Here is a 23,996-nt window from a genome sequence, read left to right on the forward strand (position 1 = left end):
CCGACCACCCCCGGCGCGCGCCGGGGCGGTCGGGCGCTCAGCGGGTCTTGAACTCCTCCAGGGCCTCGCGGACGGTGAGGCCCATGAGTTCGCTGCCCGCGTGGCCGGAGTCCTCGATGATGTGCAGGCGGGCGCCCGGCCAGGCCTTGGCCAGCTCCCAGGCCGTCTGCACCGGGCAGCCCAGGTCGTGCCGGCCGTGCACCAGCACGCCCGGGATTCCGGCCAGCTTGTGGGCGTCGCGGATGAGTTGGCCCTCCTCCAGCCAGGCACCGTGGCCGAAGACATGGGCGCAGATCCGCACGAAGGCGACCCGGGCGTCGGTCTCCTGACGGCTGTACATGCCGGGCACGCCGTTCGGCTCGCCGGAGACGACGGCGTCCTCCCAGGCCAGCCAGTCGGCGGCGGCGCGCTCGCGGACGGCGCGGTCCGGGTGCTCCATCAGCCGGGCGTAGGCGGCGAGCAGGTCGCCGTCGCGCTCGCCCTCGGGGACGGCGTCACGGAACCGGTCCCAGGCCTCCGGGTGGAACTGCCCGGCGCCCCGGTAGAGCCAGTCGATCTCCGAGCGGCGGGCGGTGAACACGGCGGCGACGACCACCTCGGTGACCCGCTCGGGGTGCTGCTGCGCGTAGGCGACGGAGAGCGCCGAGCCCCAGGATGCGCCATTGACCAACCACCGCTCGATGCCCAGGTGTTCGCGCAGCCGCTCGATGTCCTCGATGAGGTGCCGGGTGGTGTTCAGCCGCATGTCCGCCGCCGGGTCGCCGGCGTGCGGCGTGCTGCGCCCGCAGTTGCGCTGGTCGAAGCGGACCACCCGGTAGGCCTGCGGGTCCCACGCCCGCGTCGGACGGTCGGGGGTGCCCGCCCCGGGGCCGCCGTGGAGGTGCACGGCGGGCTTGCCGTCCGGGTTGCCGAGCTGTTCGTAGTAGAGGCGGTTGCCGTCTCCGGTGTCGAGGAACCCGCGGTCGTAGGGGCCGGTCGGAGGATAGAGGTCAACCATGACGGCCGATCGTACGCGAGTTCCCCGATCGGCGGGTCCGGAATCTCGTGAGCGGCTACCGGGGCTCACGGGCCGCCGCCACCGACGGCAGCGCCGACCCGGTGTGGAGGCCCGGTGCCGCGCCCGCCCGGCCGGCCGAGGTCCGGCGGGGCTGACGGGAGCGCAAGCGCGGGCCGGGCTTCGTCCGGGGCCGGGCCGCCGGGTCCTGCGGCTCTCCCGGAGCCGGGCCCGCCGGGAGCGGCGCGCCGCAGGACGCGGCCGGCCCGGGCCCGCGCTCCGTCCCGGGCTCCGTCCCGGGTTCGGCCCCGCTCCCGCGCCCCGGCACGTGCCGCTCCCGGGTGGCGACGGTCAGACAGGCCGCGATCAGCACGATGTTCTTGAGGATGTACTGCCCCTCCAGCGTGGGCACCGGCGGGACACCGTGGGCCCACACGTCGTTCGGCAGCAGCACCAGCGTCGCGAACACGCCGGTCATGTGGACGAAGAACACGGCGAGCGTCACCCGGAGCAGCACCCCGGTGACCAGGCCGATCCCGATGGAGACCTCCATCAGCGCCAGCAGGAACCGGGAGACGCCGGGCGGCACCGCGTCGAAGGTCATCAGGCTCATGCAGCGGGTGGCGAGGTCCTCGGCGGGGCTGGCTCCGGAGAAGAACTTCGGCAACCCGAACCAGAGGTACAGCGCTCCCACGCTGACCCGCAGGACGCCAGGGGCCACGCGCCGGTAGGCGCGGGCGAACAGGTCGGCACGGCGTCTGGACGACCGCACCATCCGTGCGGGAAACGACTCCATCTGCCCCTCCTTCATTACCGGTCGATCAGAGTCCCCAGCACCGAACGGCGACGGGTCGTGACGCGGCCGATGGGATCCGGGTGAGGGGCGGCCCGGGGCACCGGCCGTGGCACGGCCTGTCAGGTACTGGCTCAGAAGTCCGCAGCTTAGCGCCCTGTTGCTGCGCCGCATAGGCTTCCCGGGGGTGCGCGACCACGCGGGGAACCCCGCGCTCCGTCTTCTAGCATCACCGTCATGACCGCACCCCCACCGGACCCTCCGCCGGTCGGCCACGCACCGCCCGCGCCCGCGCTGCGGGCACTCGTCGAGCGCTACTGGTGGTGCGAGGGCGGGGCGGGTGCGCTGCCCCGGCTGCTGCCGGGGACCGGCGCCGAGCTGTGGGTGCACCGGGCGGGCGGGGTGGAGCTGCGGCCGGCCGACGGCGGCGGGGTGCCGACGCGGCTGCCGGCCGCCCACCTCGTCTGCCTTCGCCGCACCGCCTGGCAGTTGGACCGGCTCCCCGGAGCGACCGGCTTCCTGGCGGTGCGGCTGCGGGCGGGCGCGCTGCGCCACCTCGTACCGCTCGGCGTCGACGAGGTGGCCGACCGGGTCGTGGACGCCGAGGAGCTCTGGGGCGCGGCCGGCCGGCGGCTCGTCGACCGGGTCCGGACGGCCCCCGGCACGAGGCAACGGGTCGCCGCGCTGGACGGGTTCCTCACCGGGCTGCTCGCCGAGCACCACCGCCCGGAACCCTGGCTGGACGCCGCCGTCGGGCGCGTCTACCGCCGGCCGGCCGGGCTGCGGATCGACCGGCTCGCCGAGACGGCCGGGGTCGGCGCGCGCCGGCTCCAGCGGGCGTTCCCGGCGGCGGTGGGGGCCGGGCCGAAGGAGTTCCAGCGCCTGGCGCGGTTCCAGCGGCTCGCCCGGCACCTCCTGCGGGAGGACGAACGCGACTACCTGCCGGCGGCGTTGGCGGCCGGCTACTACGACCAGGCGCACTTCATCCGTGAGTTCCGCCGGCTCACCGGGCAGCGCCCGACCGCCCTGCTCGGACGCGGGCTGTCGCATTTCTACTATCCGCCGCTGGGCTCCCCCGGCGAGGCTGGCCTCCTACCGACACGGAAGGAAACCCCATGACCATGGTGCTGGCGATCCTGCGGGCGAAGCCGGAGCAGGCGGACGCCCTGGAAGCCGCCCTGCGCGAGGTGGCCGAGTCCACCCCGCGCGAACCGGGCGCACTGGCGTACACCGTCGCCCGTCAGGACGGCGACCGGTTCCTGGTGGCGGAGCGGTACGCCGACGGCGCCGCCCGCGACGCCCACTTCGCCGCCCCCTACGTGACCGGTCTGCTCGCCCGGTTCCCCGAGCTTCTCGCCGAGGAGCCGCAGGTCGAACTCGCCGAGGTGCTCTCGTCGTTCACCCGCTGAACCGGCGGCCGGGCCCGCCGAACCGGGGGCCCGGCCGGGCCGCCGTCACTCCCCGGGCCCGCCGCCGGGGGCCCGCAGGACGAGGAAGGTGACCTGGCGGCGCTGCCGGAAGCCCAGCGCCTCGTAGAGCCGGATCGCGCCGGTGTTCACCGCCGCGGTGTGCAGGAAGGGCGTGTCGCCGCGCTCGCGCACCCCCGCCGCGACCGCCCGCACCAGCCGGGAGGCGAGGCCCTGCCCCCGGTGCGACTCGGCGGTGCAGACGGCGCTCAGCTCCGTCCAGCCCGGCGGTCGCAGGCGCTCGCCGGCCATCGCGACCAGCACGCCGCCTCGCCGGATGCCCAGGTAGCGGCCGAGTTCGACGGTCCGGGGCAGGAACGGGCCCGGCTGGGTCCGTTCCACCAGGGCCAGCATCTCCGGCACATCGGCCGGTCCCAGCCGGACGGCCTCCTCGTCGGGCCCGGTCCGCACGGCGTCCCCCACCAGCTGGACGCCGGGCAGCTCCTGGACCAGCTCCCAGTCCGCGGGCACCTCCTCCGGGGAGCCGACGGCGCCGACGACGCTGCCGGGTGCGACCAGCGCCGCCAGGTCCCGCCAGGCCCGGGCGTCGGGCCGGTCCGGCAGGGCGACGAACGGCGACACGTCGGCCGGGTAGCGCAGGGCGACGCCGTTCCGCGCGGCGAGGCCCGCGTGCGGGCCGAGCAGGGCGGAGCGCACCGGGTTGTCCAGGGGGTGACCGGGCGCGGTGGCGCCGGGGGCCTGCGCGGGGTGCGGGACGGCGGCGACGGCGCCGGGACGGGCGCCGTCGGGGGCGAGCGCGGGCTGCTGGGGCATCGGGAACCGTTTCTTGGTCGCGGACTTCGACGGTACCTCGCCCGGGGGGCGCACCGGGAGGGCCGCCCGGGGCTCGGACCCGCGCGGCCTGGCCGAAGTGCGACCCCGGTCCACCGCGGACCCGCGACGGTGCGTGGCCCGGCCGCTACATTGGGGCGCAGTGCCGGGGAGGGGGCGGGCACCGGGTTCGTTCCCGTGCCGCGGCCGTTGGGAGGACCTGTGTCTTCACCCCGCGCAGCGGACCGGCCCCGCAGGCGCCGCGCCGCCCGGCTCGCCGTCGGAGCCCTGGTGGCGGCCGCCACCGCCGTCGTCGCCCTGCCCGCCGCCCCGGCGCAGGCCGCCGCGGCCAAGGTCGTCTACCTCACCTTCGACGACGGCCCGAGCCCGCGCTACACCCCGCAGGTGCTCACGCTGCTGTCCCAGTACGGCGTGCGTGCCACCTTCTTCGAGATCGGCCAGAACGTCGCCGCCAACCCCGAGGTCACCCGGCAGGTGGGCGCCCAGGGGCACAGCGTGCAGAACCACAGCTGGTCCCACCCGGACCTGCGGAAGGTCTCCAAAGCCGCGTTCCAGGACCAGGTGACGGCCACCGACGCGCGCATCCGGGCGCAGACCGGCACCACCCCGACGTGCCTGCGTCCGCCCTACGGCGGGGTGAACGGCACCGTCCGCTCGGCCGCGGCGGGCCTCGGCAAGAGCATCCAGCTGTGGAGCGTCGACCCCCAGGACTGGGCCCGCCCCGGCCGCGCCGCCATCGAGCGCCGCGTCCTCGACGCGGTCAAGCCGGGCTCCGTCGTCCTCCTCCACGACGGCGGCGGCGACCGCAGCCAGACGGTCGCCGCCCTGCCCGCCGTCCTGCGCACCCTGAAGTCCCGCGGCTACACCTTCGCCCTCCTCCCCTGCCGCTGAGCGCCGACCGGCGTCAGCGGAGGCGGCGGAAGAAGGCGCGGACGTCGGCCGTGAACAGACCGGGCTGCTCCATGGCGGCGAAGTGGCCGCCACGGGGCAGCCCGGACCAGTGGAGGATGTGGTGCTCCCGCTCGGCGAGCCGCCGCACCGGCCGGGCGACGTCGGCGGCGAACACCGCGACGCCGGTGGGGACGGCGGACCGCCGGCCGCCGGTCACGCGCCACCTTGACGTCAAAGTGGCCTGACGGACCGTCATGTCCCCGGCGACGGCGGCCCATTGCCAACCGTCAGTACTCGTCGGCCTCCAGGAGGTCGTCCTCGGTGATCTCGTGGGCGGCCATCAGGGCGGCGGCCGCGTCGGTGGCGCCGCGCAGGCGCAGCACGCGGGCCAGCAGGAGGGCCGTGTCCCAGGTGCTCCCCGGGTTGTCCGCGAGGGCCAGGGCGGCGCGGGCCGCCTCCTCGGCGGCCGGCGGGTCGTTGAGGCGCAGGTACGCCTCGCCCAGCTCGGTCAGCACGTCGCAGAGCTCCTCGGTGAGGTCTCCGGCCTCGGGCGGGCCGGCGGCGAGGCGGTGCTCCAGCAGGGCGCGGGCGGTGAGCAGGTGGTCGGCGGCCTCGCGGTGGCGGCCCGTCGCGCGGATCTGGTCGACGTAGCCGCGCAGGACGGCGACGACCTCGGCGGTGTGCGGGGCGGCGCCCGACGGCGTCCCGGCGAGGACGGCGTCGAGCGTGCTCCGGGCCTCGGTCAGGATGTCCCGCAGGGTGCCGGTCTCCGCCTCCGTGTCGCTGTAGGGGTGGCGCCACATCGCCTGGACGAGTGCGCCGAGGCGCTCGGTGGTGCGGCCCTCGGCGGCGAAGCCGCGGGCGGCGGCGAGGTACCGGGCGGCCGAATCCCCGCCGTGGCCCAGCAGGTCCGCCAGCCAGGTCTCCAGCTCGGGCCGGGGCGGCAGCGAGGCGGGCCGGACGGCGTCGTCCGTGTCGTCCAGGAGTTCGCGCAGCCGCTCGGCGGCGGCCCCGCGCTCGCCGTTCTCCTCGCCGATGCGGGCGAGCAGCCAGCGGCAGGCGGCCGCCTCCCCGGGAGCGCCGTGCCGGTCCAGTTCGCGGACGGCCTCCTCGGCGGCCTCCGCCGCCTCGGTCGCGCGGTCGGCGGCCAGCAGGGTCTCGGCGAGTTCGAACCGGGCACGGGCGGCGGCGGCCACGTCACCGGCCGTGACGAGGGCCGCGACCCGGTCGGCCAGGCGGTGGACGCGTTCGCCGCCGCGCGAGCGCGGGTCCGTGCCGCAGCCGGCGAGCGGGACCGGCTCGCCGATCGGTCCGGCGGCCGTCCACTCCCCCATCCGGGTGCTCTGGTAGTCGTTGCCGTTGCGCTCGTCGAACCGGGCCGCCAGGCCGAGGACGTGCGCGCGCAGCTCGGCGGCGAGGTCGGTGACCGGGGTGTCCGGGCGGCGCCGGCCCTCGACGGTCGGGAAGCGCAGCAGCAGCGCCCCGTCACCGCCCGCCTCCAGGGCCGACAGCACCGCGACGGCCGCCGCGGCGAACTCCATCGCGGCCAGCGGGGTCCGGGCCCGCTCCAGCCAGCCGAGGTGGCGCTCGATCAGGTCGAGCCCGCGCCCCGGGTTGCCGCTGTGGGCGCAGAACAGCAGGTTGGAGGCGAGTTCGCCGAGGTGGGCCGGGCTGTCGCGGATCCGCCGGTAGGCGACGCGGTGCGCCTCGGCCGCCTGCTCGCCGCGGCCGGTCCGCAGGTAGGGCAGCAGCAGCTCGGAGTTGATCCACTGCGGCTGCTCGGTGCAGCCCGAGCGGCGGGCCGGCTCGCCGAGCCGGATCGCCTCCTCGTCCCGGCCGAGCGCGACCAGGGTCCGCACCTGGCTGCTCGGCACGCAGCCGGAGCAGTCCGACAGGCTGTCGCGGCGGGTGAGCGCCATCTGCTCGTAGTGCTCCTGGGCGCGGGCGAGGTCACCGGTGGCCTCGGCCAGCAGCCCGCGGTGTTGGAGGACGGCGTGCAGGCTGTGGCCGCCGCGCCGGTAGCGGCGCTCCATGTCGTCGAGCAGGTCGGCGGCCCGGCCCAGCGGGATCTCCGGGAACTGGTGGACGCTGGAGATCATCCACTTGAGCTGCCAGAGCAGGGTGTGCTCGTGGCCGCCGTCGAAGCGCTCCGGCTCGCGGTCGTAGGCCGCCAGGCACCAGGAGAAGGTGAGGAAGGCCCTGGCCGGCGCCCAGCTGTGCTGGAACACCGAGGTGGCCGCCATCCGCACGTCGAAGGCGAACTCGACCAGTCCGAGGGCGTCGGCGTGGCGGATCACCTCCTCCAGGGCGGCGAACCTCGCCGCCCCGTCGGGCATGCCGTGGGTGCTGCGGAAGAGCTCGCGCAGTTCCTGTTCGGTCCGGCTCACGCTGCGCCTCCGGCGACGGCCCGGCCGATCAGGCCGAGGAAGGACTGGTTGAGGGCCGCGGTGTCGGCCGGACGCAGCGGGTGGTGGCCGAGCAACAGCGCCTGGACGTACAGGCCCTCCAGGCACATCGCCCGCAGCTCCGGCTCGGCCAGCCCGAGCACCTGGCGGGCCAGCGGGTTGCGGTGGTTGAGGACCAGGCGGGGCCGGGGCTCGCTCTCGCTCCGGAAGCTGTCGAGGATCGCCGCCCAGGTCTCGTCCACCTGCTCGCGGGCGCCGCGCACGTCCAGCTGGAAGGCGGTGTCGTCGTCGAGCAGGTAGAGGGCGGGCAGGCCGGACGGCTCGAAGGAGCGGACCAGCAGGTCGCAGCCGAGGCGCGCGAGCACCGGGTCGGCGGCCGCGAGGAAGGGGGCGAGCGCCCGCTCGTCCGCCGCGTCCAGCCGGGCCAGGTGGGTGGTGAGGTCGGCCGCGCGCAGCTGCTCGGTCTCCAACGAGCGGTCGACGGTGGCGAACCGGTCGATCAGCTCGGCGTCGTAGACGTAGCCGGCGTTGACGACGGCGAGCCCCTGGGCGGCGGCGACCGGTGCCAGCTGGCGGAACTCGTCCAGCAGCGGGGTGTAGCGGAGCAGTCCGTAGCGGGCGGTGAACTCGGCGAGGGTCAGCGGGCCGACGTTGGTCTCCATCGGCCAGAACTCGGCGACCAGCTCGAGCATTTCGTCGTCGTGCAGCGCCAGCGCCTTCACGCCCAGGTGGTGCACCCGCAGGAAGGAGCGCAGCCGGGCCGGTTCCTGGACGCTCAGGCGCACCAGCCAGCCCCGCAGCCGCTCTCCCAGCGCCTCCCGGGTGGCCTCCAGCAGCGAGTCCTCGTAGAGCGCCTCGCGGCTCGCGGTGGGCCGCAGCTCGGTGGTGTCGACGACGCAGCGCACGAAGAACGCCCATTCGGGCAGCAGCCGTTCGGCGCCCTCGGAGAGCAGCATCTGCTTGAGGTGGACGCGGTGCGCCGCCGGCACGGCCGGGTTGGCCGGCATCGGCAGGACGAAGGCGACGCCGCGCAGGCCGGCCTCGGCCGCGGCGAGGTCGACGACGTCGAACGGCGCGAAGCCGAACACCTCCTCGCAGTACGCCTCCAGGCGGGCCCGGCGCTCGGCGGCGCCCTCGCCCTCGGGGCGGTCCCACGGGGCCGGTCCGCCGGTGACCGGCTCGCCGTCGACGGTGACCGGGTGCGGGAGCCGCGCGCCGTAGTGGGCGGCCAGCCCGGTGACGGCGCGGCGGGTCAGCAGGTGCTCGCAGCCGGGGCGCGGGCGCAGGGTGACCGTGGTGCCGGTCTCGGGGCGCTGCCGGTCGGCGGGGGCCGGAGCCAGGGTGTAGCTGCCGTCGGAGCGGCCGTGCCACAGCACGGTGGGCTCGCCCTCCCGGCGGGTGGCCACCTCGATGGCGTCGGAGACCATGAAGCAGGAGAGCAGTCCGATGCCGAACTGGCCCATGAACTCGTGCCGGGCGAAGCCCAGGTCGTCGCGCTTGGAGCTGCGGCCGATGGTCGCGAGCAGTTCGTGCACCTGGGCCTCGCTCAGCCCGATGCCGTTGTCGCTGATCGTCAGCGAACCGTCGCCGGTCGCCTCGCCGGAGGAGATCGCGATCCTGGGCGCGCGCCGGGCCGCTCCGGCGTCCTGGTGCACGGCGGTGATGGCGTCGACCGCGTTCTGCAGCAGTTCGCGGACGTACACCTGCGGGCTGGTGTAGAGGTGGTGGCTCAGCAGATCGACCATTCCGCGCAGGTCGACGCGAAACGTTTGGCTCACGGATTCTTCTCCCCGGTCGTGTTGGGAGCACCCTAGGGCTCGGCACCGACACAGGGGAGCGAATTTCGCGCGGGGGTTCGACGGGCGGCGGTCCAGGCGCCGGGGGGCGACACCGGCGGACCCCCGAGGACGCCCCGGTCCGCCGTGCAGGCGGTCCGGGGCGGCGGGGCGAGGGGCGAGGACGGACGGCGGATCAGGGACGCGCGGTGACCAGGGCCTCGATGGCGGGGACCAGCGCCGCCGGGGTCGGCAGGGCGTCGTTCTCGGCCCGCAACCGGGTGGCACCCTCACGCAGCCCGGGGTCGGAGACGAGGCGGGTGAGCAGCGCGACGTCGACGTCCGCGCTGGTGGAGCGCAGCGCGGCCCCGGTGGCGACCAGCGCGTCGGCGACCGTGAAGTTGTCGGCGCCCTGGGGCAGCAGGAGCTGGGGCAGGCCGGCCTGCATCCCGGTGAGGGTGCTCCCGGAGCCGCCGTGGTGGACGACCGCGTCGCACACCCGCAGCAGTTCGGCGAGCGGCACCCACGGCAGCGCGTGGACGTTGGCCGGCAGACTGCCCAGGTCGGCGAGGTCGGCGTCCCCGACGGCGAGCAGGAACTCGGCGTCGACCGCGGCGGCAGCCTCGGTCAGCGGGGCGATGGCCTCCAGACCGTCTATCCCGGCGATCACCGTGCCGAGGGTGACGGCGACCCGCGGCCGCACGCCCCGGTGCAGCAGCGCGGCGGGGACGACGCCGCCGCCGTTGTACGGGACGTAGCGCATCCGCAGGCCGCTGTCGTCGCCGCCGAGCGAGGCGGGCACGATGTTCAACGGGGTGGTGTCGGCGGGCGCGGCCACGCCGTGCTTCTCGTAGACGTCGGTGAACCGGGCGGCCAGCCGGGAGGCCATGTCGAGGCCCGAGCTGATGCCGAAGTTCTGCAGCGCCGCCGGGATGCCGAGCTTGGCCGCGACCAACTGGGCGGAGGCCAGACAGGAGTCGTGGACGATCAGCTGGGCCTCCCAGCCGGCGGCCACCGCCAGCAGGTCGTCCACGGTGGAGCGCGAGGCGAGGGCGAAGGCGGCGGCGCCGATGTCCATGATCTGGTCCTGCGTCAGGTCCGGCTGGGCGTAGTGCGCCTCGGTGCCGACGACCTCCTCGAAGGCGTCCCGCACGGGCCGCCCGTCGCCGATCTCGACGATCGCGAACCCGGTCTGGCGCAGCTCCTCCAGCGGCCGCGGACTGGCGAACAGGACCTCGTGGCCGGCGGCCCGCAGGGCCTGGGCGGTCGGCACCATCGGGAAGAGGTGGCTGGGTGCGGCCGGGCCGGTGAAGAGAATGCGCACAACTGTCTCCTGGTCGTTCGCGGGTCGGTCGTCGGCGGATCGCACGGGAGCGGTCCACTCGCCGCCCTCAACTGACGGACGGTCAGCCGCTCTTCCCCGTGGGATCGATAATCGGACGTTCTGGCCCTGGACTGTGGGAGGCTGGGGGGCTCGTGTTTCCCGGTGGTGGCGCCCGGCCCGCGAAGTGCGCCGGGCGCCCGCCCGTCCCGTCGGAGCGGCGGAACGGGCGGAGCAGCGAACGGGCGAGGCCGCGGAACGGGCGGGTCGGCGGTCCGGGCGGGACTACCGGCCGCGGTGCCGGGCCCGGGCGCGCGACCTGGCCTGTTCCCGCCGTTCGCGGGCGTCCTCGGCGGCGCGGCGCTTGGCGGCGGCGCGATTGAGGTGTCCGGCCTGCTCGTGGGCGCGGGCCAGCGCCTCCTCGGCGGCGGTGCTCAACGGCCGGGCCGCGAGGTCCCGGACCGCCTGCCGGGCGAGCCGCTTGGGGCTCACCGCCCGCCGGTCCGCCCGCCGGTCGCCGGCCACGGCGGGGGCGGCGAGCGCGCGTTCCAACAGCCGGTCGAAGCCGCGGCGGACGAACTCCAGCAGCTCCGCGTTGCCCGGTTCGGCCCCGAAGACATGGCGGGCCGCCCGGACCCCGTCGGGGTCCGAGACCTCCAGTACACCGACCCAGAACGGGTCGTCGAAGAACACGGTGAACGTGCTCGGCATGGTGCGTCCTCCCATGGTGGTACCGCGTCCCCGCGCGCGGCCGCGCGTCGGGAGGAACGCGCCGGACACCCTGGGAGGGAGGTTACTGACCGCCGGCCGGGGCCGACGGCGCCCGGACTACCGACCGGGCCGTGTTTTCGCGCGCTCCGGCACCGATGGTACGGGGCCGGGGCGGCGGAGCTCCGGGGTTTCCGGTCGGGGGCCGGGCGCAGCACGCGGTGGCGGTCGCCGGGAACTCCGCCACCGGGACCGCCCCGCCGCCCTCCGCCTCGCCCGGCCACGGTGCCCCGCGCCGAACTCGCCGGGGTGCTGGAGAGGTTGAGGGCCGCGATCGGGTCCGTCGCCCCCCTGAGCGGGTGCGCCGCGGCGGCCGGGGGCGTGCGCCGGGTCTCCGGTCCTCTATTCTCTACGTCAGGTGTCGGGCAGGGGGCCCGGGTTGTTGTCCTTGGGGGTGTGTGTGGTCACCGGTCGAGTGGTGCGGTACGACAGTGTGCGCGGGTACGGGTTCATTGCTCCGGACCACGGCGGGGAGGACGTCTTCCTGCACGTCAACGACATGCTGATGCCCGAGTCGCTGGTGCACTCGGGTCTGGTGGTCGAGTTCGAGATGGAGGAGGGCGACCGGGGGCTGAAGGCCTCCTCGGTGCGCCTGCCCAAGGGGGCGCCGGCCCGGGCGGCCGGTCCGGCGGTCTCCGCCGCGCGGGTGGCGGCGGCCGAGGGCGACGAGGCGGAGTGCGACGTCCTCACCTCCGCGGAGCTGCTGGTGGAGGTGACCGAGCTGCTGCTGGAGCACGTTCCGTCGCTCACCGGCGAGCAGGTCCTCAAGGTGCGCAACGCCGTGCTGCGGTGCGCGAAGGGCCACGGCTGGACCGAGGGCTGATCCCCGGGCCCGATCCCAGCGCCGTCGGCCGGCCCCCGCTGCGGGGGCCGGCCGACGGTCGTACGGGGTGAGCGCGGATCAGAAGAGCACGTCGGTGCAGGAGTAGAACGCGTTCGCCGTGTCCGCGACGTCCCAGACCGCGACGACCACGTGGTGCCCGGTGCGGCCCGTGGGGAGGGTCGCGGTGTGCTTGGTGATGGCGTCGGGCTGGCGGCGGTTGTAGGGGACGGTCAGGAACGGCGTCAGGTCCAGGCTGGCCCGGGTGATCTTCTGGGCCGGGTCGTAGCCCTGCTTGGTCAGGAAGTAGCGGAAGTTGGTGGTCGAGTGCCGGGCCTCGATCTCCCAGGTGAAGGTCTGCTGGCCGCCGGCCGTCACCTTGGTGGTCGGCCAGGCCCCGTTGCGCGGGTTGTCCAGCGGCGCCCAGCGGGCGTCGGCGCCCGCGCAGATGGTGCCGTCGGCGGGACCGCCGGCCGGGAAGCCCTTCGGGCCCTCGACGCTCTGCGGCTCCCACTGGATGTCGCCGCAGTTCTTGACGACGCCCGAGCCGCACAGGGCCGAGCGGCTCGGCGGGAGGTTGATGAACCCGTGCGAGTCGGCCGGGACGGCCATCGCGAGCGGGACGGCGACCGCGGCCAGGGCCGCGCCGACGATGTGGCGTTTGCGCATGATGCTCCTCCGTGGGGGGATGGAGAGTGCGCCCGACGCAGGCCGCGCGCGTGGGGGTGCGCCAGCCGTGGGGATCTTGGCATGCCTGCGCCAGGTGGATTGCCCATACCGTAGGGAGCACGGCGCCCACCGTCAATGGTCTGGACCAGCTTGACGTTCGGTCAACCGGCGGTCACCGCACCGGCGTTGCGCCCGCCGAGCCCGGCCGCCGAACCGCCGGCCGGGTGTCAGGACGGCCGGCCCGGATCGTTCGGGTGGGGTTCGAGCGGCGTCACGGTGACCGTCATCCACGGGCGCAGCGGCAGGGTTCCGAGCACCTTCTCGTGGAGCTCGGCCTCGTCGGCGGCCCGCCACAGACCGATGCTGCGCTGTTCCCCGACCGGCCGCCACAGGCGCGCCAGGTGTCCGGCGGCGGCCAGCTCGCGGGCGCGCGCCGCCTCGGCGGCGCGGCGGCGGGCGACCTCCTCGGGGGCGGTGCCGTCGGGGACGGCGGTGGTGATCTCGACCAGGTACTCGTTCACGGTTCTCTGCTCCTCGGCGGGTGGCCCGGACGGCGCCCCGGCCTGCGAGCCCGCCCTGCCCTCATGGTGCGCCCACCCCGGGCCGGCCGCCACGGACGGGCCGCGTCGGACGGGCCGCGTCGGACGGCGGCGAGGGCCCGTTCGGGCGAGGACCGGTTCGAGCGGGGACCGGTTCAGCAGTGGCGGCGCGCCCGGTCGCGGCGGCACCGGGGAGGAATCGGGCTCACCGGCCCTCCCGCATCCACCGGGCGAACGCGGCCAGCCCCTCCTCGGGGTCGCGGCGCCCGACGCCGATGCGGAACCGGTCGGCGGGGGTGGGGGTGAGCTCGGAGCGGTAGATGCCGGCGGGCAGCAGCAGGACCCCGGCCTCCTCCACCAGCCGGGTGCAGAACGCCTCCACACCCTCGGGGCCGAGGTAGCGGGGGTAGGCGACGCAGCCGCCGTCCGGGGCCCGCCACTCGAAGTCGTGGGGGAATTCGGCGAAGAACGCGTCGAAGAGCGGCAGGTTGGCCGCGATGAGCGCCCGGTTGCGCTCCAGGATCACGGTCCGGGCCTTGAGCGCGATCCGGGCCAGGACCTCGCTGGGGGCGGAGTTGCAGATGGTGGTGTAGTGCTTGGCCCGCTCCAGGCGGGACAGCAGCTCGCGGTCGCGGCAGGTGATCCAGCCGATCCGCAGGCCCGGCAGGCCGAGCGACTTGGAGGTGACGTTCAGCGACAGGGCGCGCTCGGACAGGTCGGCGGCCTGCGGCAGGGTGCGGGCCGGGTCGCGCTCCAGCCCGCGGTAGACCTCGTCGCTGAACAGGTGGATGCCGCGCTCGTCGCACAGCCGCACCAGTTCGGTGAAGTCGGCGGCGCCGATCACCTTGCCGGTGGGGTTGTTGGGGAAGTTCACGGACACGACCCGGGTGTTCGGGCGGATCGCGGCCCGCACCTCGTCGAGGTCCAGGGCCCAGTCCCGGTCGGGATCGAGGGCGACGCCGGTGACCTCGCACAGCGCCAGCGGCACGGTCTCGGCCGCCTGGTAGTTCGGCGTCACCACGACCGCGTGGTCGCCCGCGTCGAGCAGGACGTTCATCGCCAGGTAGAGGGCTTCCTCGGCGCCCGCGAAGCAGATGACGTCGGCCGCGTCCGCCCGCTCGTAGGTCCCGGCGATCACCTCGCGCAGGGCCGGGTCGCCGAAGGTCTCGGTGTAGCCCAGGGGCAGGTTCTCGAACGCGGCCCGGTCCCGGTCGTCGGCCAGGGCCAGCAGCTCGGCGAGCGTCATGGTCTGGACGTCGGAGGCGGTCAGGTGGTGCCGCGCGGTGAACTCCCACCGGGAGAAGTAGGTTTCCAGGCGGAAGTCGGGCAGTCGGGTCATGCTGGGCGGTCCTTTGCGCTGGATGCTCTCAGTTCGGCCAGCAGGCCGTAGAGGGTGGATCGGGAGACCCGGAGGACGCCGGCGACGACCGGCGCGGCCCGGCGCACGGCGAAGACCTTGGCCTCGTCCAGCCGGGCGAGGACGGCCAGCCGGTCGGCGCGGGTCAGCCGCTCCACCGGGCGGCCGCACTCGCGCACGTACCCGCCGACGATGTGCTGGACGCTCTCGTTCCAGTCCTGCTCGAACAACGGCTCCGGCCGGGGCACGGTCGGGGCACCGAACGCGGACAGGACGGCCGCGGCCTGCTCCAGCGGCGTACGGTCGAGGTTGACGCACAGGACCGCGGCCGCGGCGCCGTCCGGGCCGCGCAGGACCGCGCTGACCGACGACAGGCGCCGGCCGTCGGCGAGCAGCTTCTCGTACGGACCGAACACGTCCCGGGCCGACGGATCGAGCCCGTCCAGCTCGCCCAGCAGCGACGGGTCCCCCGGGCCGCGGGAGCCCATCGGATTCCAGATCGCCAGGATCCGGTCGGTACCCGGGTCGTGCAGGACCACCTCGGCGTACGGGCCGAGCAGCAGTGCGACGGCCTGGCCCACGGGCGCCCACATGCGCACCCGCGGATCCGCGGCCTCTTCGACAGTCCCCATGCACTGGACTGTACGTCCAGACTGGACGAAGAGTCCAGAACGAACGCGGGCGCGCCGAGCGGCCGCCGCGAAACCCTCGTGCGGCGGCGGGTGCGGATCCGGTAGCCTGCCGGGCATGTCGAGCCCCGAGTCGGACGAGGTGGGGGCTTTCGGTCACACGCCGTCAGCCCCCTGAACCCCCGATGGACCACTGAGTCCGCCGTCCCGGCCGCGCCGCCACCCGCGCGCGGCCGGACGCGCACCCCTGGGTGCTGACCGCGGTGACGAGTCGCCCTCCCGTGCCTCTCCTCACCTCGGAGCCACTCGATGCCTCTTCCGCTGTACCTGCTCGCCGTGGCGGTCTTCGCCATGGGCACCTCGGAGTTCATGCTCGCCGGCCTCCTGCCGGCCATCGCCTCGGATCTCGGCGTCACGGTCGGCGCCGCCGGCGCGCTCACCTCGGCCTTCGCGGTCGGGATGGTCGTCGGCGCCCCGCTGACGGCGGTGCTCGCCCGCACCCTGCCCGGCCGGTGGGGCCTGCTCGGGTCCCTCCTCCTCTTCACGGCGGCGCACGCCGCGGGGGCCGCCGCCCCGAACCTCCCAGTCCTCCTCGTGACCCGGGTGGTCGCGGCGGTCGCCGACGCCGGGTTCCTCACCGTCGCGCTGACGACCGCCGCCGCGCTCGTCCCCGCCGACCGGAAGGGGCGCGCGCTCGCCGTCCTGCTCTCGGGCACCACCGTGGCCACCGTCGCCGGCGTCCCCGCCGGGGCGGCGCTGGGCTCGGCGCTCGGCTGGCGGGCCGTCTTCTGGGCCGTCGCCGTGATCTGCCTGCCCGCCGCCCTCGGAGTCCTCACCGGGGTCCCGGCGGGAGCCGCGACCCCGGAGGCCGGCGAACGCCCCACCGTGCGCGCGGAGTTCGCACGACTCGGGAACCCCCGGCCGGTGGCGGTGATGCTGCTCGCCGCGCTGGTCAACGCGGCGACCTTCGGCGCCTTCACCTACCTCGCCCCCGTGGTGACCGGCACCGCCGGGCTGGACCCGTCGTGGGTCCCCGCCGTCCTGGCGCTGTTCGGCGCCGGCTCCTTCGCCGGGGTCACCGCGGCCGGGCGGCTGTCCGACCGCCACCCCGGCCCGGTGCTGGCCGGCGGCGGCGCGCTGCTGCTCATCGGGTGGCCCGCCCTGGCCCTGCTGGCCGACCGGCCCGCCGCGCTGGCCGCCCTGGTGTTCGCCCAGGGCGCGCTGTCGTTCGCGGTGGGCAGCACCCTGATCACCCGGGTCCTGTACGAGGCCGCCGGAGCCCCGACCCTGGCCGGCGCCTGCGCGACCGTCGCGCTCAACGTCGGCGCCGCCGCCGGCCCGCTCGCCGGCGCGGCCGCCCTGGACACCGCGGCCGGGGAGCTGGGGCCGTTCTGGCTCGGCGGACTGCTGGTCGCGACCGCCCTGCTGCTCGCCGTCCCGCTCCGCCCGGCGCTCCGAGGCGACCGGGACGACCGGGGCTCCGAGGCATCCGCCGCCGGGGGGTCGTGACGGCCCGGCGGGGGCGCGCCGTCCCATCACCTCGATGCGCGCCGACGCCGATGAGCCGCTTCCGCCCCCCGCCCGGCGACCGACCCACTGCCGCCGGCCGGTCCGGCGCGTGTCGCCGGGAGGGCGGGTTTCGGCCACCTGTCGACGCGCGTAGCGGGGAGCCGACCGGCGGCCCGGGGGCCGGCCGCGCCGCCCCGGGGCCCGGTTCCGGCTGCGCCCCGGGCGGCGGATTTCAGTCGGACCTGCTTCCCGATCCGGCCATTCCCCCCCTTGAGCATTGCCAGCCCCACCCCCCTGCCGAATAATCGGCGATTTCATTCCGGATACAGTGGATTTGCGGGAATGCCGTACACAAAGGGTCGAATGTCCAGTTTCTCCCTCCGATTGCCGCACGCGGTTCCGCCAGGAGCATCTGGCCGGTTTTCAAAGACGGTCCGATTCGATTCGTGGGCTACCGTCTGTCGAGGCGCATCAGCGTGTACATGATCGCGCCTCCCGGAAATTCCCACCCCCTAAGGAGGTTGCTGTGGAGCAATCCGTGGAGCTGTCCCAGGAAGTCGAAGGGACCGTGGACGAGGCGGACGAGCTCGAATTCGACCGCGAGACCCTGAGCGACTACCTCGCGATGGTTCACCGCTGCTAGTCCAGTGAAAGCCCTGGGCGGATCTCCTTTCCGCCCAGGGCGCCCCCTGCATCAATAACGAGGTACTCGTGAGTTCCCGACTGAACATCGCCCTCGACTCCATGCCGCTGTCCGACGACTACCACTGGCCGATCGACTACGACTCCCGGGTCGTCGGCGAGGCGCTCGTGCGCCCCCTCTTCTCGGCACACGGGGAATCGGCGGAGCCGGCCCCCGACGCGGCCGAGACGGCGTGGACCGTCGACGACGGCAGGACCTGGCGGCTCCGTCTGGACGAACGGAGGCGCTGGTCGGACGGCGCGCGACTGCGGGCCGAACACGCGCAGGCGGCGGTGGAACGCATCCTCTCGCGGCCCGGGTCCGCGGTGGCCCGCCTGCTCGACCGCGCCACCGGCCCGGTCCGGGTCGTCGACGGGAACACCCTCGAGTACCGGTTCGCGCAGCCCACCGCCTTCGCCCGGGAGGTGCTCACCCTTCCCCAGTTCGCGCCCTTCCGGGCCGCGGTCGACGGAAGGCGGGCGACGCTCGGAAGCTACGCGCAGGCCGGCGCCGGGGCGCGTGGGATCCGCCTCGCCCGCCATGACTTCGCCGACGAAGGGCCCGCTCCCGCAGCGGAACACCTCGCCTTCACCTCGCGGGAGAACCACCAGGACGCCCTGGACGCCTACGGTGACGGGGCGCTGGACATCACGCCCACGATCGGTTTCACCCAGGACCAGCTGGACCGGTTCGCCGACCACCCGCGCCTGCTGAGCCGTGACGTGTCGATGTTCGGGAGTCTGGAGTTCGGAACGCGCGCGACCCGGTTCACGGCCTCCCCCGACGCCCGGCGCGCCCTGAGCGGCCTGCTGGACCGCGGCCGTCTGGTCGGCCGGGTTCCCGGGCTGCTCAAGCCGTGGTCGCAACGGTCCGACCTCTGGAAGCGCGCTCCGTCCGCACCGGGCGCGAACGCCGCGCAGGCCACGACGGGGGCCCGCCCGACCGGCCGGGACCTCGCGCTCCTGCGCGAGGCCGTGCGGGGTGAGCGGACGATCACCTACGCGGACTTCCCGCCCAACGGCGAGGTGGTGGCCGGAATCCGGGAGCAACTGCGGGAGGAGCTCGGGGTCGTGGTCTCCGGCCGGCCCGTCACGTTCCCCGCCTACGTGCGGACCGTGGTCAGCGGTGATTACGACATGCTCTACACCTTGACGACCGCGGACTACCCGCACCTGGCCGCCCTCCTCACGCCCTGGCATTCACACGACGTGGCCGGGGCCCGCGCCGGCCTGCGGGACCCGGTCCTCGACCGGTTTCTCGACCGGGCACGCGCCTGCCTGAACCGGGATTCCGCCGAGACGGCATGGGGACTGGCGGGCGAGAGATGGCTCACCCTGATGCCGAGAATTCCACTGGTCCAGGTACGGGCCAACTGCGTGTACTCACAGAGAATCACCGGACTGAAGATTTCGGGGGCGGGTTTCCTCGCCTTCGACCGCATATCGATGAACTGCGCGGAATGACGGCAAGGGCTCGGAGCGAGAGGAACAGCCATGCAATGGGATGGGCCGCCCGCCGGCGGAACGCGAAGCCCCGACCGGCTTCCCGCCCAAGCGATCACGTCAATCAACCCGGAACACCTCACGCCGCACGCGTTGACCGACCTGGGTGACTGGTTCCGGGCCCGACCGACGGAGCCGAAGGTGTACCACGACTTCCTGCGGGCCGATCTGGCCCGTGCCATGGGTGAGGTGATGCGCGAGCTGCCGGTCTGGGAACGGTACAGCGCGGTGCAACGCCACGAGGACGACCCGCCCACGGCCGGGCACTTCGTCGCCCGGTCCCTGCCCGCCTGTCTGGACGAGGGGCTCCTCCCGCCGGGGCACCGGAAGGCGCTCGGTACGTTCCTCTCGTTCGCCGTCATGTCCGGGGCCCTCCAGGCATGGATCCAGGAGGGGATCGGCGTGCGGCTGGACCCCGGCCGGTCCAGCCTGGAACTGGCGTCGTACCGGGCCGGGGACCACATCGAGGAGCACCAGGACCTGCTGCCCGGCCGGATCCTGGCGGTGAACTTCTACCTCGACGAGACGTACCGGCCCGGGACGGGAGCGCGCCTCGGCTACCGCAACGAGGACGGCCGGGAGTTCTTCGTCGACCCCCTGTTCAACACCTTCGCGCTCATCCCGATCCTTCCGAAGTCCTTCCACTGGGTCGAGCCGTACGAGGAACCGGCCATGGGGCGGTTCACCGTGAGCATCGGCCAGCACCGGGTCGTCTGAGATGGAGCCTGCAGCGAACCCCTCCCCCCGTGCCGATGTGACGCTGCTCTTCCCACCGTTGGTGGAGACCAGTTTCGGCAGCCTCTACCCGGCCCCCGCCGTACTCGCCGGATACCTCGCCGACAAGGGGATCACGGCCCACCAGCTGGATCTGAACGAGCGCTTCGCCGAGTTCCTGCTCAGCCCGCCCGTGCTCGCGGCCATGGGCGCGGGCGAGGTGCCGGGCGTGCCGGCCGATTCGCTCGGCGCGGCCGCGGCGCGTTTGTGCACGCGCTACCGCGACAGGCTCATCAGCGCCGAGGGCCGGCACCACTTCGGTGCCGGGTCGGAGTTCGGCTACCTGCTGGAGATCCTCGCGCAGCCGTACTCACTGGATCCCGACGAGACCGTCCTCGGCCCGCTCCCGCCCGGCAGCGGCCTCGGTCGCGCCTACCTGGACTTCTACGCGTGGGCGGATGTGGTCGGGGGGATCGACGACGACGTCCTGATGGTGGGCATCTCCGTCCCCATGGGCCCGCAGCTGTTTCCGGCGCTCGTGCTCGCGGCGCACCTGAAGTCCGCGCGGCCGCACCTGCGCTGCGTCCTGGGCGGGCCGGCCCTCAGCCTCATGGACGACGGGGACCTGGAGCGGCTGCTCCGCTCCCACCCCGCCGTCGACTGCGTCGTGCGCTTCGACGGCGAGCAGCCGCTGCTGGCCCTCGTCGAAGGGCTGCGGGCCGGCGCGTGGAGTCCCGAGACCGTGCCGGGCGTCACCTGTCTGAGCGGCGGCGAGCTGTGCCAGGTGCGCCCCGGCGCGGGACCGAACCTCAACACCCTGCCGCCCCCGAAGTACTCGAGGAGCGCGCTCGGCCGGCTGGCGAACCCCACCATGAGCATCACGCAGGCGCGTGGCTGCTACTGGGGCAAGTGCGACTACTGCGACTTCGTGGAGCTGTACGACGGGAGTCCGCCGTTCCGAGGGCGTCACCCGGGCAACTTCGTCGACGAAGTCGAGTTCCTCGTCGGTGAGTTCGGCATCGAGCGGTTCAACTTCGTGACGGAGTCGATCCCGCCGGCCTTCGCGCGGCGCATGAGCTCGCTGCTGATCGAACGCGGCATCAAGATCACCTGGAACTCCTTCGCGATGGTGGACCGGCGGTTCGACCGCGAGCTCCTCTTCCTCATGAAGGAGGCGGGCTGCGAGTTCCTGGTGATCGGGATGGAGACCATGGTCACCCGGGTGCTGAAGCTCGTGCACAAGTCCGCCGACCGGGAGGAGAACATCCGTTTCCTGCGGGACGCCCGGGACGCGGGCATGAGGCTCCAGGTGAACCTCATTCCCGACCTGCCGTCCACCACCTACGAGGAGGCCATGTCCGCGCTCGCGGACGTGGAGAAGCTGTCCGACTGCATCGACGGCATCTCGGTCTTCCCCTTCGAGGCGACCCGCTCGTCCAACGTGGGGCGCAACCCCGCGGACTTCGGCCTGCTGCCCGCCGGAGGCGGCCAGGCCTCCGGCCAGTCCCAGTACGCGCTCAACCACTTCGACAACACCGACCCGGCGATGACCCCGGAACAGCGCGCAGAGGTCCACCGCCGCTACCGCGACTACGCCCACCGCGTCAACGCCCGCAGCACCGCGGACCCCGGCGAGCCGCGGGACATCGGGCGCGACACGCCCGTCCGGCTCGTCCAGGAGAAGCTCGACGTGCTCGACACGGGCGACCGGCTGGTGTGCACGCACCTGGGTACGCGTGAGCGGGTCACCGTGCCGGCGGCGTTCTCGCGCGCCCTGGAGCCGTATCTCGACGGGGCCTGGTTCACCCGGGCCGTCCTGTCGGACCGCCTCGGCGAGGAGCGGTCCGCCGCCCTGATCCGCAACCTGACGGCGTCCCGGATGCTGGCCCTCTCCGGCCCCACCGCGGAGGGAGGGGGCTGCCATGAGTAGTCCGCAGGGGGACGGCACGCGCTCCGCTCCCGCCGGCCCGCGACGCCTGCGGCTGGTGGAGAGTGTCGTCACGGTTCCTTCCGCCGACGGTCTCCGGTTCGTCCAGGGGACACGGGCCCTGCACGTCAAGGGGCCCGCGGCCGTCCTGCGGAGCCTGGCCGAACGCCTCGGGGAAGGACTCGACGCCCACGACCTCGACGGCGCGTCCCGAAGCGCGCGACTGGCGCGGGAGCTGGAGTCACTGGGCTGGCTGACCGACCGGCCCCCACGCGTCGCGGAGGAGCCCTGCGCGACCGAGCGCCAGTGGGGGTACCTGACGGCCTTCGGCCCCGACGCCCCGCTCATGCAGTCCCGCATCGAGGCCGCCAGGGTGGCCGTTCTCGGCGTCGGCGGAGTCGGTACCGTGGTCGCGCAGCACCTCGTCGGGGCGGGTGCCCGGCGCCTGTGGCTGGTCGACTTCGACACCGTGGCCCTGCACAACCTGAACAGGCAGTTCCTGTTCGGCCGACAGGACGTGGGAGTGCCCAAGGTCGAGGCCGCCGCTTCGGCCCTGCGGCGGCTGGCCCCGCAGACCGACGTCCGGGGGATCCAGCGCAGGATCGGGGACGTCACGGACCTGGCGGTCCTGCCGACGGACCTCGACCTGCTCGTGATCGCGGCCGACACCCCGCGGACCATCGTCGACATCGCCTGGCTCTGGGCGGCGGAGTACGGTGTGCCCGTCCACATGGCGGCCGTCGGTCTGGAGACCGGGTACTGGGGACCGCTGCTGATACCGGACCGGGGCCATTGCTGGCCCTGCTTCGAACGGGGTCGACGCGCCCTCCTGCCGACCGGGCACGCCGCGCTGGAGGACGCCGAACTGGAGCCCATGCCGTACTCCTTCGGCCCCTCGAACACCGTCATCTCCGCGCTCCTGGCGCACGACGTGCTCGAGTACCTGGCGAGGGGTCACTGCCCGTCGGAGAATCGGCGGGGCCGGCTGGCGCTGGACGGAACCCCGATGGGCTTCCTGGAGGGACGCCCCTGTGCATGCGCCGACGGACCGGTCGGCAGCCGAACCTGACGGCGGGACATGCCGCCGCAGGACGAAGAAGACGAAGGGTACGAGTACGTGACAGAGAACGTCCCGCTGAGGGAGACCGGGTTCTTCCGCCTGTGGACGGCGGAGTCCGTCTCCCTCGCGGGAGCCCAGGTGACCGCGTTCGCGCTGCCTCTGGTGGCGGTGATCACGCTGGACGCCGACGCTTGGGAGATGGGGCTGCTCAGCGCGGTCGGCTCCGCCGCCGCGCTGGTCTTCGGCCTGTCCGCCGGCGCGTGGTCCGACCGGTACGAGCGGCGGGCGGTCATGCTGGTCGCCAACGCGGCGCGGGCCCTCGTGCTGTTGCTCATCCCCGGCCTCTACCTCCTGGACCTGCTGACCCTCTACGCGATGGCGGCGGTCGCCTTCGTCGTGGCCGTGCTGACGCTCGTCTTCGACAGCGCGATGGCCAGCTACACGCCCCGGCTGGTCGGGAAGCACAACCTCGCCCGGGCCAACTCGTGGATGCAGGGCACCGTCTCGGTCGGTCATGTCGCGGGACCCGGTCTCGCCGGCGTCCTGGTGCAGGTCCTCGGGGCACCGGCGACCCTGTTGCTGGACAGCGTCAGCTACGTCGTCAGCTCCCTCAACCTGGTCAGGATGCCCAAGGCGGCTCCCGACCGGGCGGCGGACGAGAAGCCGGAACCGCATCTCCAGGCCGTCCTCGCCGGTCTCCGCCTGCTGGCACGTGACCGGATCCAGCGACCGCTGGTGATCGGCGCGGCCCACTTCAACTTCTTCACGGCGATGTTCTTCACGCTGTACACGCTCTACACGATCAAGGTGCTCGGGTTCAGCTCGCTGCTCTTCGGCGCGCTGACCATGGTCGGCGGGGCCGCCGGCCTGCTCGGAGCGGCCCTCGCCCCGCGCGCCGCAAGGACGTTCGGCATGGGCCCGACGCTCGTCGTGGTCTTCGCCCTGCCGGGTGTCACCGGACTGCTCATCCCGGCCGCGGTCACCGTGGACAAGCCCCTGGCAGCGCTCTTCGTCGGGGCGTCCTCCTTCGTCTGGTCCTTCGCCGTGGTGATCAACCTGATCCTGTGCGAGACCATCAAGCAGGCCCTCGTACCGGACCGGTTCCTCGGCCGGGTCACCTCGGCGTTCCGCTTCGTGGCCTCGGGCGTGGAGCCCTTCGGGGCGCTCGTGGGAGGCGCCCTGGCGGCGGGTTGGCTCGGCATTCCGCGCACCCTCGTGCTCGCCTCGTTCGGGCTGGTGACCTCGGCCCTGTGGCCGTTCTTCAGCGACGTGCGCCGGTTGAGGGACATCGCGGCCCAGGTGCCGGAGGACCTTCCGGGCGACGGCGACGTGCCCGCGCTGGCGGGGGAAAGCGGTGGAAACCGATGAGTTCCGAGGGAGCGA

At 74.2% G+C, this 23,996-nt stretch carries 22 protein-coding genes; 10 read left to right on the forward strand and 12 right to left on the reverse strand.

All coding sequences use genetic code 11. The features are described from left to right. Positions 1-37: 37 nt before the first annotated feature. Both pip and ACFCLZ_RS01530 read right to left on the reverse strand, forming a co-directional pair. Entirely contained in the window at positions 38-997 is a 960-nt protein-coding gene (pip, locus tag ACFCLZ_RS01525) for a prolyl aminopeptidase (RefSeq protein WP_380282735.1), read from the reverse strand. Between the two features lie 55 nt (positions 998-1,052). Next, positions 1,053-1,790, reverse strand: a complete 738-nt coding sequence (locus ACFCLZ_RS01530) for a hypothetical protein (RefSeq protein WP_380282736.1) — start codon at positions 1,788-1,790, stop codon at positions 1,053-1,055. A gap of 234 nt (positions 1,791-2,024) precedes the next feature. Here ACFCLZ_RS01530 and ACFCLZ_RS01535 point away from each other — a divergent pair, with 234 nt between their 5' ends. Then, entirely contained in the window at positions 2,025-2,906 is an 882-nt protein-coding gene (locus ACFCLZ_RS01535; RefSeq protein WP_380282738.1) for a helix-turn-helix domain-containing protein, read from the forward strand. After that, the gene (locus ACFCLZ_RS01540; protein ID WP_380282739.1) at positions 2,903-3,196 is read left to right on the forward strand and encodes a putative quinol monooxygenase; all 294 of its coding nucleotides are present in this window, start codon (positions 2,903-2,905) and stop codon (positions 3,194-3,196) included. The genes ACFCLZ_RS01535 and ACFCLZ_RS01540 overlap by 4 nt, the downstream gene beginning before the upstream one ends. 45 nt (positions 3,197-3,241) lie before the next feature. Here ACFCLZ_RS01540 and ACFCLZ_RS01545 read toward each other — a convergent pair whose 3' ends face one another. Beyond that, the gene (locus ACFCLZ_RS01545) at positions 3,242-4,027 is read right to left on the reverse strand and encodes a GNAT family N-acetyltransferase (RefSeq protein ID WP_380282740.1); all 786 of its coding nucleotides are present in this window, start codon (positions 4,025-4,027) and stop codon (positions 3,242-3,244) included. Positions 4,028-4,246: 219 nt separating this feature from the next. Here ACFCLZ_RS01545 and ACFCLZ_RS01550 point away from each other — a divergent pair, with 219 nt between their 5' ends. Then, the gene (locus ACFCLZ_RS01550) at positions 4,247-4,936 is read left to right on the forward strand and encodes a polysaccharide deacetylase family protein (protein ID WP_380282741.1); all 690 of its coding nucleotides are present in this window, start codon (positions 4,247-4,249) and stop codon (positions 4,934-4,936) included. Between the two features lie 13 nt (positions 4,937-4,949). Here the strand turns inward: ACFCLZ_RS01550 and ACFCLZ_RS01555 are convergent, their stop codons facing one another. From ACFCLZ_RS01555 to ACFCLZ_RS01575, 5 genes are all read right to left on the reverse strand, one after another. After that, entirely contained in the window at positions 4,950-5,153 is a 204-nt protein-coding gene (locus ACFCLZ_RS01555) for an alpha/beta fold hydrolase (protein WP_380282742.1), read from the reverse strand. A gap of 70 nt (positions 5,154-5,223) precedes the next feature. Continuing rightward, on the reverse strand, positions 5,224-7,323 hold the full coding sequence (locus ACFCLZ_RS01560) for a hypothetical protein (protein ID WP_380282743.1): 2,100 nt from the start codon (positions 7,321-7,323) through the stop codon (positions 5,224-5,226). Continuing rightward, positions 7,320-9,119, reverse strand: coding sequence for an HSP90 family protein (locus ACFCLZ_RS01565; RefSeq protein WP_380282744.1), 1,800 nt, complete (start codon positions 9,117-9,119; stop codon positions 7,320-7,322). Before ACFCLZ_RS01565 ends, ACFCLZ_RS01560 begins: the two co-directional genes overlap by 4 nt. A 193-nt stretch (positions 9,120-9,312) precedes the next feature. Further along, a complete protein-coding gene (locus ACFCLZ_RS01570; protein WP_380282745.1) occupies positions 9,313-10,440 on the reverse strand; it encodes a nucleotide disphospho-sugar-binding domain-containing protein in 1,128 nt (375 codons plus the stop codon). A gap of 282 nt (positions 10,441-10,722) precedes the next feature. Then, positions 10,723-11,148, reverse strand: a complete 426-nt coding sequence (locus tag ACFCLZ_RS01575) for a YjdF family protein (RefSeq protein WP_380282746.1) — start codon at positions 11,146-11,148, stop codon at positions 10,723-10,725. Between the two features lie 457 nt (positions 11,149-11,605). Between ACFCLZ_RS01575 and ACFCLZ_RS01580 the strand changes: the two genes are divergently transcribed. Further along, entirely contained in the window at positions 11,606-12,028 is a 423-nt protein-coding gene (locus ACFCLZ_RS01580; protein WP_380282747.1) for a cold-shock protein, read from the forward strand. Between the two features lie 78 nt (positions 12,029-12,106). On the opposite strand, the gene ACFCLZ_RS01585 is transcribed toward ACFCLZ_RS01580, so the two are convergent. The 4 genes from ACFCLZ_RS01585 to ACFCLZ_RS01600 form a co-directional block, all read right to left on the reverse strand. Further along, positions 12,107-12,694, reverse strand: a complete 588-nt coding sequence (locus ACFCLZ_RS01585; protein WP_380282748.1) for a lytic polysaccharide monooxygenase — start codon at positions 12,692-12,694, stop codon at positions 12,107-12,109. A 227-nt stretch (positions 12,695-12,921) separates the two neighbouring features. Continuing rightward, positions 12,922-13,215 (reverse strand): muconolactone Delta-isomerase family protein, encoded by a 294-nt coding sequence (locus ACFCLZ_RS01590; protein WP_380282749.1) that lies wholly within the window; start codon positions 13,213-13,215, stop codon positions 12,922-12,924. Positions 13,216-13,438: 223 nt separating this feature from the next. Beyond that, positions 13,439-14,572, reverse strand: coding sequence for an aminotransferase class I/II-fold pyridoxal phosphate-dependent enzyme (locus tag ACFCLZ_RS01595; protein ID WP_380282750.1), 1,134 nt, complete (start codon positions 14,570-14,572; stop codon positions 13,439-13,441). Next, positions 14,569-15,222, reverse strand: coding sequence for a transcriptional regulator (locus tag ACFCLZ_RS01600; protein WP_380282751.1), 654 nt, complete (start codon positions 15,220-15,222; stop codon positions 14,569-14,571). Before ACFCLZ_RS01600 ends, ACFCLZ_RS01595 begins: the two co-directional genes overlap by 4 nt. 306 nt (positions 15,223-15,528) lie before the next feature. Here ACFCLZ_RS01600 and ACFCLZ_RS01605 point away from each other — a divergent pair, with 306 nt between their 5' ends. The 6 genes from ACFCLZ_RS01605 to ACFCLZ_RS01630 all read left to right on the forward strand — a co-directional run bounded on the left by ACFCLZ_RS01605 (position 15,529) and on the right by ACFCLZ_RS01630 (position 23,981). Further along, a complete protein-coding gene (locus tag ACFCLZ_RS01605) occupies positions 15,529-16,728 on the forward strand; it encodes a Cmx/CmrA family chloramphenicol efflux MFS transporter (protein WP_380282752.1) in 1,200 nt (399 codons plus the stop codon). A 711-nt stretch (positions 16,729-17,439) separates the two neighbouring features. After that, on the forward strand, positions 17,440-18,873 hold the full coding sequence (locus tag ACFCLZ_RS01610; protein WP_380282753.1) for an ABC transporter substrate-binding protein: 1,434 nt from the start codon (positions 17,440-17,442) through the stop codon (positions 18,871-18,873). Positions 18,874-19,005: 132 nt separating this feature from the next. Continuing rightward, positions 19,006-19,629, forward strand: a complete 624-nt coding sequence (locus tag ACFCLZ_RS01615) for a 2OG-Fe(II) oxygenase family protein (protein WP_380282754.1) — start codon at positions 19,006-19,008, stop codon at positions 19,627-19,629. A 61-nt stretch (positions 19,630-19,690) separates the two neighbouring features. Further along, positions 19,691-21,556, forward strand: coding sequence for a B12-binding domain-containing radical SAM protein (locus ACFCLZ_RS01620; RefSeq protein ID WP_380282755.1), 1,866 nt, complete (start codon positions 19,691-19,693; stop codon positions 21,554-21,556). Next, positions 21,549-22,622 (forward strand): ThiF family adenylyltransferase, encoded by a 1,074-nt coding sequence (locus ACFCLZ_RS01625; protein WP_380282756.1) that lies wholly within the window; start codon positions 21,549-21,551, stop codon positions 22,620-22,622. Before ACFCLZ_RS01620 ends, ACFCLZ_RS01625 begins: the two co-directional genes overlap by 8 nt. A 48-nt stretch (positions 22,623-22,670) precedes the next feature. Next, a complete protein-coding gene (locus ACFCLZ_RS01630; protein WP_380282757.1) occupies positions 22,671-23,981 on the forward strand; it encodes an MFS transporter in 1,311 nt (436 codons plus the stop codon). Positions 23,982-23,996: the final 15 nt, after the last annotated feature.

The sequence above is a fragment of the Kitasatospora purpeofusca genome (genome assembly GCF_042691725.1).
Classification (GTDB): Bacteria; Actinomycetota; Actinomycetes; order Streptomycetales; family Streptomycetaceae; genus Kitasatospora; species Kitasatospora purpeofusca_B.